Annotated in this window: 10 protein-coding genes; 6 read left to right on the top strand and 4 right to left on the bottom strand. The window is 70.8% G+C overall.

Translation table 11 applies throughout. The annotated features are described in order from the left end of the window. Positions 1 to 79 precede the first annotated feature (79 nt). From FBZ87_RS19975 to FBZ87_RS19955, 5 genes are all read left to right on the top strand, one after another. A complete protein-coding gene (locus FBZ87_RS19975) occupies positions 80 to 1,042 on the top strand; it encodes a GlxA family transcriptional regulator (protein WP_145612343.1) in 963 nt (320 codons plus the stop codon). Between the two features lie 149 nt (positions 1,043 to 1,191). Then, on the top strand, positions 1,192 to 3,591 hold the full coding sequence (locus FBZ87_RS19970) for an ABC transporter permease (RefSeq protein WP_145612342.1): 2,400 nt from the start codon (positions 1,192 to 1,194) through the stop codon (positions 3,589 to 3,591). 14 nt (positions 3,592 to 3,605) lie between these two features. Continuing rightward, positions 3,606 to 6,020: an ABC transporter permease gene (locus FBZ87_RS19965; RefSeq protein WP_145612341.1), complete on the top strand. Its 2,415-nt coding sequence runs from the start codon at positions 3,606 to 3,608 to the stop codon at positions 6,018 to 6,020. A gap of 39 nt (positions 6,021 to 6,059) precedes the next feature. Continuing rightward, entirely contained in the window at positions 6,060 to 6,848 is a 789-nt protein-coding gene (locus FBZ87_RS19960; RefSeq protein ID WP_145612340.1) for a winged helix-turn-helix domain-containing protein, read from the top strand. A 68-nt stretch (positions 6,849 to 6,916) separates the two neighbouring features. After that, positions 6,917 to 7,405 carry a YybH family protein gene (locus FBZ87_RS19955; protein ID WP_145612339.1) on the top strand — a complete coding sequence of 163 codons (489 nt, stop codon included), beginning with the start codon at positions 6,917 to 6,919 and terminating at the stop codon, positions 7,403 to 7,405. On the opposite strand, the gene FBZ87_RS19950 is transcribed toward FBZ87_RS19955, so the two are convergent. Next, positions 7,402 to 8,265, bottom strand: a complete 864-nt coding sequence (locus FBZ87_RS19950; protein ID WP_145612338.1) for an alpha/beta fold hydrolase — start codon at positions 8,263 to 8,265, stop codon at positions 7,402 to 7,404. The two genes, FBZ87_RS19955 and FBZ87_RS19950, sit on opposite strands and share 4 nt — an antisense overlap. 112 nt (positions 8,266 to 8,377) lie before the next feature. Between FBZ87_RS19950 and FBZ87_RS19945 the strand changes: the two genes are divergently transcribed. Continuing rightward, on the top strand, positions 8,378 to 9,418 hold the full coding sequence (locus FBZ87_RS19945) for a P1 family peptidase (protein WP_145612337.1): 1,041 nt from the start codon (positions 8,378 to 8,380) through the stop codon (positions 9,416 to 9,418). Here the strand turns inward: FBZ87_RS19945 and FBZ87_RS19940 are convergent. From FBZ87_RS19940 to FBZ87_RS29820, 3 genes are read right to left on the bottom strand one after another with little or no spacing between them, the layout of a single operon-like run. Next, positions 9,406 to 11,007 carry an ABC transporter ATP-binding protein gene (locus FBZ87_RS19940; RefSeq protein WP_145612336.1) on the bottom strand — a complete coding sequence of 534 codons (1,602 nt, stop codon included), beginning with the start codon at positions 11,005 to 11,007 and terminating at the stop codon, positions 9,406 to 9,408. The two genes, FBZ87_RS19945 and FBZ87_RS19940, sit on opposite strands and share 13 nt — an antisense overlap. Positions 11,008 to 11,011: 4 nt before the next feature. After that, complete coding sequence (locus tag FBZ87_RS19935; RefSeq protein ID WP_246134505.1) at positions 11,012 to 11,860, bottom strand: ABC transporter permease; 849 nt, start codon at positions 11,858 to 11,860, stop codon at positions 11,012 to 11,014. After that, entirely contained in the window at positions 11,857 to 14,424 is a 2,568-nt protein-coding gene (locus FBZ87_RS29820) for an ABC transporter substrate-binding protein (protein WP_145612335.1), read from the bottom strand. Before FBZ87_RS29820 ends, FBZ87_RS19935 begins: the two co-directional genes overlap by 4 nt. Positions 14,425 to 14,428: the final 4 nt, after the last annotated feature.

The raw sequence follows: 14,428 nt of genomic DNA, 5'->3' as shown, positions 1-14,428 counted from the left end.
GGTGTGTTTATTTGGATTGTAGATTTCACGCCGACGTCGCGCTATGGTCGTAAGTGACATTCTTAGGGCAATTTGCGACATGCGACTGACCATCCTGGCCCTTGATGACGTTTTCGACACCGGCCTGACGGTGTTGCTGGACACCTTTTCAACAGCGAACGAACTCGCGGCCGCCCAGGGGAACCCTGTCGCGCCCTTCGACGTACGTGTGGTGGGCCTAGGACGGCAGGTCCGCACCGCCCTGGGCTTCGCCGCGCCCGTTGAACCGGTGGACGCCGTCCGCAAGGCGGATTGGGTGGTCGTCCCAGCGCTGAATGCCAAGCTGCCCCACCTGCTGTTGAAGGCGCTGGAACGCACGGACGTCATCGAGGCGGTGGGCTATCTTCGCGCTTGGCATGCGGCGGGCATCGGCGTCGCCGGCGCCTGCATTGGCACCTTCCTGCTGGCCGAGGCCGGGTTGTTGAACGGCTTGGAGGCGACCACCACCTGGGCGCTGGCGCCATTGTTTCGCCAGCGCTACCCCGACGTCCGGCTGGACGATACGCGTATGATTGCCGCCTGCGGCCAGGTGGTCACCGCCGGGGCGGCCATGGGCCACCTGGATCTGGCACTGTGGCTGATGCGGCAGAAAAGCCCCGAGTTGGCGGCCTTCGTGGCCCGCTTCATGCTGATCGACAAGCGGCCCTCCCAGGCACGCTACATCGTCCCGGACTATCTGGCGCATGCCGACCCCTTGATTGAACGTTTCGAGCGTTGGGCGCGCAGCCATCTGGCCGATGGCTTCTCGCTTCAAGAGGCGGCCAAGGCCCTGTCCGTCACCCCACGCACCCTGCAGCGCCGGGCCGAAGCGGTGTTGGGCAAGTCCCCGCTCGCCTTCTTCCAGGACCTGCGCATCGAACGCGTGCAGCACCTCATTTCGCTGGGTGAGGATCTGGAGCGGATCGCCGGCCAAGTAGGGTACGCGGACTCCGCAACCTTGCGTAATTTATTGAAGCGGCGGCTGGGCCGTGGTGTGCGGGAACTGCGTGCGGAACTGCAGTGATCGGACGCCGCCGCTGTCCGCCGCCGGACACTGTCCGGGAACGGACAAGAGTGTTGTCCGGGTATTATCACCAATAACAATAACTTAAGCTACGGCCCACCTTTTGCTTAAGGCAATGGCCTCATTCCGCAGCCGGGGGAAACCGCTGAATGATCGTCTTGCCGTCCATTTTTCGCCGCCACGCGCTGATCACCCTGCTCAACCTGTTCGGGCTCACGGCGGGGATCGCCGGCTTCCTGATGGTCAGCCTGTATGTGGCGGGGGAATTGACCGTGGACCGGGGGTTCACCGGCGTGGACCGGCTGTACCGGGTGGGGACACGGTTGTCCGTGGGCGGCAACGACATCGTCCTGGGCGCCACCACGCCCCTGCTGGTCGAACCGCTGGCGCAGGATTTCCCGGAGGTGGAGGCGGTCACCCGCGCCTCGGAGGAGGATGTCGACCTTCAGGATGGGGATCGCGTCCTGACCACGCCGCTGTTGTGGGCGGACGCCAACCTGCTGCGGGTGCTGGACTATCCCCTGGCCCGCGGCGACAGCGCCACGGCGCTGGCCCGGCCCGACGGGCTGGTGGTGACGCCGGATCTGGCCCGCACCCTGTTCGGGGATGCCGATCCGATGGGCCGCACCGTCCAGGTGGCGGGCGGCCAGATGCTGACCGTCACCGGCGTGCTGAAGCCGCTGGCCGAAACCCATCTGAAGTTCACCGGCATCGCTGCCGACAGTGGTCGGGGCGACAAGAACTGGGCACATATGGCGGCGGAGCAGTGGAGCCACATCGGGGAAACCGCCGTCTACGTCCGGCTGCGCCCGGGCGCCTCCGCCGGGGCGGTGGCCGCGCGGCTGCCGGATTTCGTGCGGCGCCGCGCCGTCCTGAGCCAATTGCCGGATGATGTGCGCCAGGGCTTCATGACACTGCGCCTGGACCCGGTGCCAGCCATCCATCTGCACATCAAAACCTTCAACCAGTCCAAGCCGGGCGGCGACGTTGGCACCGTGGGCCTCCTGTCGGCTGCTGCCCTGCTGATCCTGGGCGTGGCCATCGCCAACTACACCAACCTGGCCACGGCCCAGGCCATCCACCGGGCGCGCGAGGTCGGCATCCGGAAGCTGGCCGGCGCCCGGCGCTGGCAGCTGGTGGCCCTGTTCACCGGTGAGTCCGTGGCGCTGGCCATCGCCGGCACCCTGGCTGCCCTGGCGGTGGTGGAGGTGCTGCTGCCCCCCTTCCAGGCGCTGGTGGGCCGGCCGCTCGGCTTTTCCTTGCTGCGTGACGGCGGTTTCCTTGCCCTGGTCCTGGCCACGCCCCTGGTGGTGGGGGTGCTGGGCGGCCTTTATCCCGCCCTGGTGCTCTCCGGTTACCGCCCGGCGGAGGTGCTGAAGGGCGGGGCAGCGCCGGCCGCCGGCCGCCTGCGCGCCGTGCTGGTGGTGGCGCAGTTCGCCATCTCCATCACCCTGATCATCGCCACGGTGACGGTGCTGCGCCAGGTGGCGCACGCCCGCACCGCCGCCTTGGGCTTCCTGCCGGAAAACCTGTACGTCGTCAGCCAGCTGCCCCACGACGCCCGGCGCGCGGCCACCATGAAGACGGAGTTGGCGAAGCTGCCCGGCATCCAGGGCGCGGCCTTCAGCAGCCTCGTCCCCGCCGACATCAGCCAGTTCATGACCCAGCTCACGGTGCCCGGCGACACCCATGGCGCCACGCCGGGCAAGGCCTTCATGCCGGAGTTCTCGGCGGATCCGGACTTTATCGCGACCTATGGCCTGGATCTCAAGGCGGGGGTTGCCCTGCCGCCCGGCTGGCACGCTGCGATGGACGGGGGGCGGCGCTATGTCTGGCTGACCGAGGCTGCGGCCAGGCGCCTGGGGTATGGCCATCCCATAGACGCCGTGGGCGATCGCTACACTGATGAGGAAGACCATGCGGTCGAGGTCGCGGGCGTGCTGGGCAATGTCCGTTTCCGCACCGCCCGCGACGCGGACGAGGCGCTGATGTTCTCCATCGGCGCCACCGGCGGCTTCCTGACCGTCCGCCTGGCCGCCGGCGACCCCCGTCCGGCCCTGGCCGCCATCAACGCCCTGGTGGATCGGTTGTATCCCGAGGCGCGCCGCGCGCCGCGCGGCTTCGCCGACGACCGGCTGGAAGCCCAGTACCGGACGGAGGAGCGCCAAGCCAAGGTCTTCGCCATCTTCAGCGCGCTGGCCATCGTGCTGGCCAATCTGGGGCTGTTCGGCCTGACGGCGCTGGCGGCGGCGCGCCGGACCAAGGAGATTGGCATCCGCCGGGTGGTGGGGGCCCGGGCGCGCGACATCGCCTGGCTGATGGTGTGGCAGTTCGCGCGGCCGGTGCTGCTGGCCAACTTGGTGGCATGGCCCTTGGCCTGGTGGGGGCTGCATCGCTGGCTGGGGCAATTCACCGTGCGGGTGGACCAGGGGCCCGGCACCTATCTGGCCGCCGGGGCCGCCGCCCTGGCCGTGGCACTGGCCACCGTGGCCATCCACGTCATCCGCGTGACCCGGGCGCCGGCGGCCAGCGCCCTGCGGTATGAATAAGGGGGAGGTGCTCGATGTCCACGTTCACGCTGCCCATCTTCTTCCGCCGGCATGTCCTGTTCACCCTCCTGAACCTGGCGGGTCTGGCCGTCGGTATCGCCGCCTTCCTGCTGGTCAGCCTCTACGTCGCGGAAGAGGGGACGGTGGATCGGGGTTTCACCCACGTCGACCGCCTGTACCGCGTGGGCAGCCAGCTGAACGTAGGCGGGCAGTCCATCAAGCTGGCCTTCGCTCCGGATGACTTGGCCGAGCCCCTGAAGCAGGAGGTGCCGGAGGTGGAGGCCGTCACCCGTATCGAGCCGGATCGGGTGATGCTGGGCGCCGCCACCCGCTACTTCGAACAGCGGGTGCTGTGGGCCGATCCGGATTTCCTGCGGCTGCTGGATTATCCACTGGAACGGGGCGATCCCACCCTGGCGCTGGCCCGGCCCGACGGCGTGGTGGTAACCCGGGAACTGGCGCGCACGCTGTTCGGGGACGCCGACCCCATGGGCCGCACGATCGAGGTGCGGCACGGACCGGCCCTGACCGTCACCGGTGTTCTGGCGCCGCTGCGGCAAAGCCATCTGGTCTTCACCGCGGTCGCCGCCGAGGCCGCGCGGGGGGACAAGTCCTGGGCGCATGCGAAGCCGCGCGCCTGGTCCGACATCTCGGGCGTCACCACCTATGTCCGCTTGGCGCCGGGGGCGTCGGCGGCGGCCGTGGGTGCGGCGCTGCCCGCGTTCGTCAACCGGCACAACCCGCCCAACCCCGACAAGGCGGGCGGCGGGATGGACAACATGGTCAGCCTGCGGCTTGACCCCGTCCCCGACATCTATCTGCGGGTCAAGGTGCTGGGCACCCTCGCCGAGGGGGACGTCGGCACCTTGCAGGTCCTGGGCGGCGTCGCCCTGCTGATCCTGGGCATCGCCATCGCGAACTACACCAACATGGCCACGGCCCAGGCCATCACCCGCGCCCGCGAGGTGGGCATCCGCAAGCTGGTGGGCGCCCGCCGCCGGCAACTGGTCGCCCTGTTCACCGGCGAGGCGGTGCTGCTGGCCACCCTCGGCACCGTGGCCGCCCTGGCGCTCATGGAACTGGCCCGGCCGGCGTTTCAGGGACTGGTGGGCCGGGATGTATCGCTGGCGCCCCTGACGCGGGGCTGGCTGCTGCCCCTGCTGCTGGCCACGCCCGTGCTGGTGGGCGTACTGGGCGGGTTCTATCCCGCCCTGGTGTTGTCGGGCTATCGGCCCGGGGAGGTCCTGAAGGGCCGCGCCCAGGCGCCGGGTGCCGGCCGTGTACGGGCCGTGCTGGTGGTGGCGCAGTTCGCGGTGTCCATCGCCCTGATGGTGGCGACCTTCACGGTGCAGCGCCAGGTGGCCCATGTGCAGGCGGCTGGCCTGGGCTATCAGCCGGACAGCCTGTACCTGGTCAGCAACTTGCCCGCCGATCTTGCGCGGGCCGCCACCTTGAAGGCGGAGGTGTCACGCCTGCCCGGGGTGCGTGCCGCCAGCCTGTCCAGCCTGGTGCCGGCCGCCCAATCGGAAAGTCTGTCCAGCTTCGACCTCCCGGCGGACACCCGCAGCACCCTGCGCCAGGCGCGGGGCATCGCCAGCTTCACCGCGGACCAGGATTTCTTCGCCACCTATGGTGCGCGCCTGGTGGCGGGCAAGGGCCTGCCCTCCGGCTGGAAGCCGACGGAGGTGGACGAGGACAAGCCGCGTTACCTCATCCTGACGGAAACCGCGGCGCGGCGCATGGGATACGCCAGGCCGGAGGACGCGGTGGGCGAACGCCTCTCCATCAACAGCGAAGACCCCACCGAGGTCGCCGGCGTGGTGGCGGACATGCGGTTTCAGTCCGCCCGCCGGGCCGACCTGCCGCTGATGTTCCTGATCAAGGCCAGCGGCCAGCACCTGACCGTGCGCCTGGCCGCAGGTGACCAACGGGCCACGGTTGCGGCCGTGAACGCCGTGGTCGACAAACTGTACCCCGACGCCGAATACCTGCGCCGCGCCTTCGCGGATGAGCGGATCGAAAGCCTCTACCAATCGGAAAGGCGCCAGGCCCGCGTTTTCGCCGCCTTCGGTGGCTTGGCCGTGGCGCTGGCCAATATGGGCTTGTTCGGTCTGACCGCCCTGACGGCGGCCCGGCGCACCAAGGAGATTGGCGTCCGCCGGGTGGTGGGGGCCAGGGTACCGGACATCATGGGGCTGATGGCCTGGCAATTCACCCGGCCGGTGCTGCTGGCCAACCTGGTGGCGTGGCCTGTAGCCTGGTGGGCTTTGCACCAGTGGCTGCTGCAATTCACGGTGCGGGTGGACCAGGCGCCCCTGACCTTCCTGGCCGCCGGCGCCGCCGCCTTGGCCGTGGCCCTGGCCACGGTGGCGGTCCACGTCATCCGCGTCGCCAGCGCCCCGCCGGTGGCGGCGCTGCGGTACGAGTGAGGCGTGCTATCCTGGGCCGACGAGGCAGGGATCAGCGATATGACACCTACGCATCGCATCGGTGATTGGACTTTCGACGGCGTATCTCTGCGCCATGCCGACGGGACGGAGCGGCGGCTGGAGGATCGCGCCGCGCGGACGCTGGCGGCACTGTGCGTGCGACGTGGTGAGGTGGTCAGCCGCGACGCCTTGCTGGCCGACGTTTGGCAGGGCAGGGCCGTCAGCGCCAACAGCGTGGCCGTGGTCATCGGCGATCTACGACGCGCCCTGGACGAGGACGCGGGCGAGCCGGTGCACCTAGTCACCGTGGCGCGACGGGGCTACCGGCTGAACCAGGAGTCGTCCGTTCCCTGGGAGGGGACGTTTCAGATGTTTCATAGCCATTGGGGCCCATTGGCCGTCGCGGGCTTGGCGGTGGCGCTGGTTGCCCTGGCGGGTTGGGGCTTGGCACCCGGATCAACGCCCTGGCCGGCGGTGGCGGTGGCGCCGGTGCGCAACGAGACCGGCGAGGCTGGCTATGATGCCCTGTCGCGCGCCTTGGACACGGTGGTGACCAACCGCCTGGCGCAAGTGACGGCTGTGGCCGTGACGGCATCGGACACGCCGCCAGCGGATGGCTTGACGCTGACGCCCCGTCTGATCCTGTGGAACGGCGCGCCGGAACTGTCGCTGACGGCGACGGATGCCGCCACGGGGCGGGTGGTGTGGACCGCCTTCGCCGCTGGCCCAGCGGGCGATCTGGCCAAGGTCACGGCGGCGCGGCTGGACGGGCTGGACGCCCAGTTGCGGCCGCAGGGCTGGCTGGAGCGCGTCTTTAGGCGGCTTTAGCGTTTCTTTAGTCGTTAAAGCGCCGGACGCCGTGCCAGGCAGGGGCATTCCCGACGACAGGAGGCCCCATGCGCGCCTTACTCATTCCCCTATTCGCCCTCAGCCTGTGCCTGGCCCCGGCGGCCCAGGCGGCGGGGCCGGACGAGGCCGGCATTCGCCAAGTGATGGACGCCTTTCACGCCGCCGTGGTCAGCCATGACGGCACCGGCCTGGCGTCATTGTTCATTCCAGAAGGCGGCACCTGGCTGAACGTCCTGACGGAGGAGGCATACGCGCCTGTCGCCGGGGTCAAGCCCAAGGTGCGGGAGGGCAGCCATCGCGACTTTGCCAATTTCGTCTCCACGACCAAATCGGCGCTGGACCCGCGCCACGACAACATCCGCATCGTCAGCGACGGCACCGTTGCCTCGGTCACCTTCGACTTTCATTTCTTCATCGACGGGGTGGAAACCAACCGGGGGCTGGAGATGTGGCAGCTGGTGAAGGACACGACCGGATGGCGCATCGTGGCCATCACCTACTCCTCCACTCCCACCCCTACCCCCAGGGCGCCTTAGCCGTTCACTAGGCCCAGCAGCAGGGCGTTGGTCTCGGCCGGCTTTTCCAGCATGATCTGGTGGCCGCAGCGTTCCAGTTCCACGTAGGTGGCGTTGGGCAGGCGCCCGGCCAGGTCGCGGGCGCCGGCCGGGGGAGTCAGGCCGTCGTTGGCGCCGGCCACCACGGTGATGGGCAGGGTCAGGGCGGACAGCGCTGCCGGGTCGGGGTGGGCCGCCTGGCTCATCAGCGCCTTCATCATGAACAGGCTGTTGCCCTTGGTCGCCTGCTCCTCGAACGCCAGCAGGGCGGCGTCGGTGTCCGGATGCCAGGCCAGGGAACGGAACTTGGCGGAGATGATGGGGCGGATCCATTCCAGGATGAAGGGCGGCAGCCAGCTCAGCGGGTTGGCGCCCAGCTGGGCGACGGGGCTGGGCGGGGCCAGCAGCAGGGCCGCCGCCACACGGTCCAGCCGCCCTTCCGCCGCCAGACCCTGCAACAGGCTCAAGGTCAGGCGGCAGCCATAGGAATGGCCGGCCAGGATCACGCGGCCTTGACCATATGTCTCCAGGATCTGGCGGTAGTCCGCCACCAGATGGCTGCCCTGATACGCCGCCCAGTCGCGCGGCTGCGGGCTTTGGCCGTGGCCGACGAAATCCCAGGCGACGATGCGCACCCCCGCCTCCACCAGGGCGGCCCATTGGTGGCGCCACTGGTTCTTGTTGCCGCCACTGCCGTGGCAGAAGAAGACGGTGGTATCGGCGCGCGCGCCGCCCTCATGCACCAGCAGGCTCAAGGGCGGACGGCCGTCGCGCACCGTCACCGTGTCGGGCGTGACCACCAGCCGGGTGGTGGCGAGCGGCAGGTCAGGGACGTCGGGCATGGTGTTTCCCGTTGAAGGTACGAGGGCGAAGGGGGACTATCCGCGCTGTCTCGGCCGGAATCGTGGATCGGCCGTCCCCGGACTGTGAAACAAGCCGTTGGAAAACCGTATCATGCCTGCCCCCGGACCGCGCAACGCCATCACCGACGTCCCCGGCCTGACGGTGGGCCACGCCACGGATGAGCGAGTGCGTAGCGGCGTCACCGTTCTGATGTGCGGAGGGGCCAAGGGGGCCGCCGGCTGGGCCGGCGGCGTGGATGTGCGCGGCGGCGGCCCCGGCACCCGCGAGACCGAGATGCTGGCGGCGGAGAACCTGGCGGGCCGGGCTCATGCCGTGGTCCTGACCGGCGGTTCCGTCTTCGGCTTGGCGGCGGCGGACGGGGTGGCGGCGGTGCTGTCGCGGCGCGGGATGGGCCTGACCCTGCGGCCCGGGACACCCGCCGTGCCGCTGGTCCCGGCCGCCGTGCTCTATGACCTGGCCAATGGCGGCGACAAGGACTGGGGCCTGACGCCGCCCTACCGCGACCTGGGGATGCGCGCGGTGGAAGCCGCCGGACTGGAGGTGCCCCAGGGCGCCCTGGGCGCCGGGCGCGGCGCCATGGCGGGGCTGATCCCCGGCGGTGTCGGCACCGCCTCCATCGACCTGGGTGATGGCCTGGTGGTCGGCGCCCTGGTGGCGGCCAACCCCCTGGGCTCGGTCTTCATGCCCGACGGCCGCACCTACTGGGCCTGGCCTTTCGAGATTGATGGTGAGTTTGGCGGAAGAACGCCCCAGGGTCCCGTGGACGCCAGCGACCCGGTGCCGGAGCTGTCGCGGCTGGGCGTGCACCGCCAGCCCACGGCGGGCGCTAACACCACCATCGCCGTGGTTGCCGCCTCCGCCGACCTCAGCACGGCGGAATGCAAGCGGGTGGCGATGATGGCGCAGGACGGCATCGCCCGCGCCGCGCGCCCGGCCCACACGCCGTTCGACGGCGACACCGTGTTCGCCGTGGCGCGGGGACCGGCCCTGGTGGCGGCCGCCGGCGGCCGTTGGGCCCAGGTGGCGCGTATCGGTTCCGCCGCCGCCGACTGCCTGGCCCGCGCCATCGCCCGCGCGGTGTTCCATGCGGGGGACGGTCAAGGCGGCGATGGCAGCCATCAGGCGACGTGAGCCGCCAGGGTGGGCGTGGCCGCCAGCAGGCTGGCGGTGTAGGGATGCTGGGGCCGGCTCAGCACCTGCAGGGTCGGTCCTTCCTCCACGATGCAGCCGCCTTGCATGACCAACAGCCGGTCGGTCAAGGCCCGCACCACCGCCAGGTCGTGCGACACCACCAGATAGGCCAGGCCCAGGCGTCGCGACAGGTCGGCCAGCAGGTCCAGGATCTGGGCGCGGGTCAGCACGTCGAGGGCCGAGGTCGCCTCATCCAGGGCGATCAGGTCGGGCTGCACCGCCAGGGCGCGGGCGATGGCGATGCGCTGGCGCTGGCCGCCGGAGAATTCGTGCGGATGGCGGTCGGCATCCGCCGGCGCCAGGCCCACCTGGGTCAGCAGTTCCTCCACCCGCGCCCGGCGCAAGGCGGGCGTCAGCGGTGTGTCCAGCAGGGCCAAGGGCTCGGCCACCACGCGCTCCACCCGCCAGCGGGGGTCGAAGCTGCCCACCGGATCCTGGAACACCATCTGAACATGGCGGCGCAGGGGGCGGCGCGCGGCCTCGGACGCTGTCGACCAGGCCTGGTCCAGCAGGCGCACCGCGCCCGCCTGCGGCGCGTCCGCCGCCAGCAGGGTGCGCAGCAGGGTGGACTTGCCTGATCCTGACTCGCCCACGATGCCCACGCTCTCCCCCCGGTGCACGGCCAGGCTGGCCTGGTCCACGGCGCGCAGGTGCGCCGGCTTGGACCACCAGCCGGCACGGGGCAGGGGATAGTCGCGCACGATGCCCTCAGCGACCAAAAGGGGCGGCCGTACGGGGGCCGGCAGGACGTCCGGCCGCTGCCGCGCCGGCTCGGTGGCCGCCAGCAGGCGGCGGGTATAGGGATGCTGCGGGGCGGCGAAGACGGTCGCGGGGTCGCCCACTTCCACCACCGCACCGTCATGCAGGACCACCACGCGGTCGGCCACGCGCGACACCAGGGCCAGGTCGTGGCTGATCAGCAGCAGGCCCAGGCCGTCCTGACGGACGAGATCGACCAGCAGGCCCAGGATGCGGGCCTGGGTGGTCACGTCCAGGGCGGTGGTGGGCTCATCCGCGATCAGCAGCTTGGGTTTCAGCGCCAGGGCCGCCGCGATGGCCACCCGCTGGCGCTGGCCGCCCGACAGTTCATGCGGACGCCGGCTGCGGGGGAAGCGGTCGGTCGGCAGGCCCACACGGGTCAGCATGGCGTCGGCGATGCGCATGGCCTCCGCCCGGCTGGCCATGCCGTGCACCCGTACCGTCTCCGCCACCTGCGCGCCGATGGACAGGACGGGGTTCAGCGCCGTCATGGGCTCCTGGAACACCAGGCCCACGTCGCGGCCGCGCACGGCGTTCATCTGCCTGTCGGTCAGGGTGGTCAGCTCCCGCCCGTCCAGGCGGATGCTGCCCTGGGTTCTGGCGCCGGCGGGGGTCAGGCCCAGCACCGACAGGGCGGTCATGGACTTGCCGGAGCCGGACGTCCCCACCAGGGCCACGATCTGGCCCGGTTCCACCGTCAGCGATACGGCGCTCAGGATGGTGCGGCCGTCGATGGCCAGGCTGAAGTCGCGGATGTCGAGCAGCGCCATGGGATCAGGCCCCCCGCTTGGGGGCCAGGCGGCCACGCAGGCCCTCGCCCAGCAGGTTGAAGCCCAGCACGGCGGCCACCACGGCCAGGCCGGGGAACAGCACCAGCCAGGGCGCCTGGCCCGCCAGGGTCTGGCTGTCCGCCAGCATGCGGCCCCAGCTGGGTTGCGGCGCCTGGGTGCCCAGGCCGACGAAGGACAGGCCGGCGTCGGCAATGATGCCCAGCGACAGCTGGATGGTGGCCTGTACCAGCAGCAGGCCGGCGATGTTGGGCAGCACGTGCTCCAGCGAGATGCGGCCGCCGCCCTTGCCGGCCAGCCGGGCGGCCAGGGTGTAATCCCGCGCCCAGACGCCCAGGGCGGCCGCCCGCGTCACCTTGGCGAAGACGGGGATGTTGAACAGGCCGATGGCGGCGATGGCGTCCACGGCACCCGGGCCGCACAAGGCGGCGATCAGCACGGCGGTGATCAGGGCGGGGAAGGCGAAGACCACGTCGCTGCCGCGCATCGTCCCCTCCTCCACCCAGCCGCGCCGGCCCGCCGCCAGCAGGCCCAGGGGCACGCCGGCTCCCGCGCCCACGCCCACGGCGGCCAGGGCCACGGCCAAGGCGCTGCGCGCACCCGCCAGCACATGGGAAAAGACGTCGCGGCCATAGGCGTCGGTGCCGAACCAGTGGGTGGCGGAGGGTGCGGCCAGCCGGCCGGCGACATTGATGGCGGTGGGGTCATAGGGCGTCCACGCCAACGACAGCAGGGCGGCGGCCACCACCAGGCCGGTCAGGAGCAGGCCGGCGGCCAGGGCCCTGGAATGGCGGCCGCCGTCGGTCGCCGCCTCCAGCGTGATCATGACGGTCATGGGCGCCGCCCCTGTGTCAGGCGCGGATCCACCGCGGCGTTGGCCAGATCGACCAGGAAGGTGACGACCACCACGGCGAACACCAGGCCGACGGTCACACCCTGCACCACGATCAGGTCGCGCTGGGCCACGGCCTGGAACACCAGCCGGCCCAGTCCGGGCAGGAAGAACACGTTCTCGATGATGATGCCGCCCGCCAGCAGGAAGGAGAACTGCATGCCCAGGATGGTCAGCGCCGGCACGAAGGCGTTGGGCAGGGCGTGGCGCAGCAGGGCCTGGGACAGGCTCAGGCCTTTGGCCCGCGCGGTGCGGACGTAATCCTGGCCCATCTGCTCCACCAGCTCACCGCGCAGCACCCGCGCCAGGATGCCGGCCTGGGGGGCGGCCAGGGCGATGGCCGGCAGGGTCAGGGCTTTCAGCGCCGGCAAGAGCCCGCCGCCCCAGCCGGGGAAGCCGCCGGCGGCGAACCAGTGCAGGCCGGCGGCGAATACCAGGGCCAGCACGGTGCCGGCCCAGAAGTTGGGGATGGCGATCAGCAATTGCGCCACGCCGTTCAGGAAGGCGTCGACCACGTTACCTTGGCGCCCACACACGGCGCCCAGCGCCGCCAGCGTGCCCAGGGCGACGGCCAGCAGGGTGGACAGCAGCACGGCGTACAGGGTCAGGGGCAGGGTCACGGCCAGCCGCTCCGCCATCAGGCGGCCGACGTCGACGCGGTAGGTGTAGCTGAGGCCGAAATCGCCGCGCGCCAGGCCGGCCAGCCAGGCCAGGTAGCGCTGGGGTGCGGGCACATCCAGGCCCATCTGGTGGCGCAGGACGGCCAGGGCGGCCGGGTCGGCGCTCAGGCCCATCATCACCCGGGCGGGGTCGCCGGGGATGACCTGCAGCACCAGGAAGATGGCCAGGCTGGCGGCCAGCAGGGTCAGCAGCAGTACGGCCAGGCGCCCGGCGACATAGCGCGGCCCGGCCTTGGCGGCGGCCAGGGCCACGGCGGCCAGCACGGCCATGCCCAGCAGCCACGCCAGCCCCCCGGCACCGCACAGCCCGCCAGCGGCGGCGGCATCCGCGCCCGCCTCGTCAAAGCGCGCCGTGGCCAGGTCCACCAGCTGCACCGGGGTGGGCAGCCAGATGTCCCGCAATCCGGCATCCCACACGCCGAAATAGGGGTATTCGAACAGGAAGACGTTGACGGCGTCGTTGGCCAGGGTGCGCTGGATGTCGCCCAGCAGGGCCAGGCGCTGGCCCTGGTCCACCGTGGCGTCCAGCCGGGCCAGCAGCGCCTTGTAGGCCGGGTTGCGGTAGCCGAAATAGTAATCGTCGCGACCATAGATGTCGTAATCCATGGGCTCGACATGGGCGACGATGGTCATGTCGTAGTCGTGGCCGCCATAGACCTGGGAAATCCACGTGGCCCATTCCACATCCTGCAGCACCACATGCACCCCCGCCTCCGCCAGCTGGGCGGCGATGATCTCGGCGGCGCGCTTGGCATAGGGCAGGGGCAGGACGCGCAGGGTGGCGGTGAAGCCCTGCGGGTATCCGGCTTGCGCCAGCAGGGCCTTGGCCTTGGCCACGTCGTGGGGATACAGGCCCGTCAGGTCGACATAGCCCGCGTTCTGCGGCGGGTAATGGCTGCCGATGGGGGCGCCATAGCCGAACATGGCGCCCTGGATGATGGCCTGGCGGTCGATGGCATGCGACAGGGCGCGGCGCACCAGCACATTGTCGAAGGGCGGGCGCCGGTTGTTCAGCGCCAGCAGCGTCTCCCCCTCCGACGGGGCGACGTCGACAGTGTAACGCGGATCGGCCTTCAGGGCGGCGATGGCCTCAGGCGCGGGGAAGGCGGGGAAGCCCTGGATGTCGCCGGCCTTCAGCGCCGCCGTGGCCGCCGCCGGGTCGGCGATGAAGCGATAGGTGACGCTGGCCAGATGCGGCGCCGGGCCCCAGTAGGCCGGGTTGCGCGCCAGGGTGACGGCGTTGCCCCGCTGCCAGTCGGCCACGGTGTAGGGGCCGGTGCCCACCGGATGGGTGACGTTGCCGGCGGCGCTGGCGGGGGACACCATGACGGCCGCCGGCCAGCCCAGTACCTGCAACAGGCTGCCGTAGGGCGCTTTCAGGTGGATGACCGCCGTCAGCGGGTCGAGGACGTCGACATGGTCGATGTGCGACAGCGCCACCTTCTGCGGGTTGGTGCTGCCAGGCGCTATGGCGCGCTCAAGCGAGAACTTGACCGTTTCGGCATCGAAATCAGTTCCGTCCTGGAAGCGCACGCCCGGCCGCAGGTGGAAGATGTAGGTCAGGCCGTCCGGCGCCACCGTCCAGTCGGTGGCCAGCAGGGGCTGCACCGTGCCGCCCACGCCCAGATGCACCAGCCCCTCGAACACGGTGGGGAAAACCACGGCGGGGATGGCGGCCGAGGCCTCCGCCGTCGGGTCCAGGCCCGGCGGCTCCAGCTGCAGGCCCAGGGTGATGGTGTCGCGCGCCCAGGCGGCGGGCGCCGCCGCCACCGCCGCCAGCACCACTGCTGATTTAACCAGGCGCATGAGGAAGATCGTCCAGGCCATTGAG

Source organism: Nitrospirillum amazonense (genome assembly GCF_007828035.1).
Taxonomy (GTDB): Bacteria; Pseudomonadota; Alphaproteobacteria; order Azospirillales; family Azospirillaceae; genus Nitrospirillum; species Nitrospirillum amazonense.
Note: the sequence above shows the minus strand (reverse complement) of the source record. Positions and strands in the feature narration are given on the sequence as shown.

Bases quoted from the DNA above. Each gene is read 5' to 3' on its own strand.
- FBZ87_RS19940 (WP_145612336.1), bottom strand. From the start codon at position 11,007: ATGGCGCTGCTCGACATCCGCGACTTCAGCCTGGCCATCGACGGCCGC.
- FBZ87_RS19970 (WP_145612342.1), top strand. From the start codon at position 1,192: ATGATCGTCTTGCCGTCCATTTTTCGCCGCCACGCGCTGATCACCCTG.
- FBZ87_RS19960 (WP_145612340.1), top strand. From the start codon at position 6,060: ATGACACCTACGCATCGCATCGGTGATTGGACTTTCGACGGCGTATCT.
- FBZ87_RS19945 (WP_145612337.1), top strand. From the start codon at position 8,378: ATGCCTGCCCCCGGACCGCGCAACGCCATCACCGACGTCCCCGGCCTG.
- FBZ87_RS29820 (WP_145612335.1), bottom strand. From the start codon at position 14,424: ATGGCCTGGACGATCTTCCTCATGCGCCTGGTTAAATCAGCAGTGGTG.
- FBZ87_RS19965 (WP_145612341.1), top strand. From the start codon at position 3,606: ATGTCCACGTTCACGCTGCCCATCTTCTTCCGCCGGCATGTCCTGTTC.
- FBZ87_RS19975 (WP_145612343.1), top strand. From the start codon at position 80: ATGCGACTGACCATCCTGGCCCTTGATGACGTTTTCGACACCGGCCTG.
- FBZ87_RS19955 (WP_145612339.1), top strand. From the start codon at position 6,917: ATGCGCGCCTTACTCATTCCCCTATTCGCCCTCAGCCTGTGCCTGGCC.
- FBZ87_RS19950 (WP_145612338.1), bottom strand. From the start codon at position 8,265: ATGCCCGACGTCCCTGACCTGCCGCTCGCCACCACCCGGCTGGTGGTC.
- FBZ87_RS19935 (WP_246134505.1), bottom strand. From the start codon at position 11,860: ATGACCGTCATGATCACGCTGGAGGCGGCGACCGACGGCGGCCGCCAT.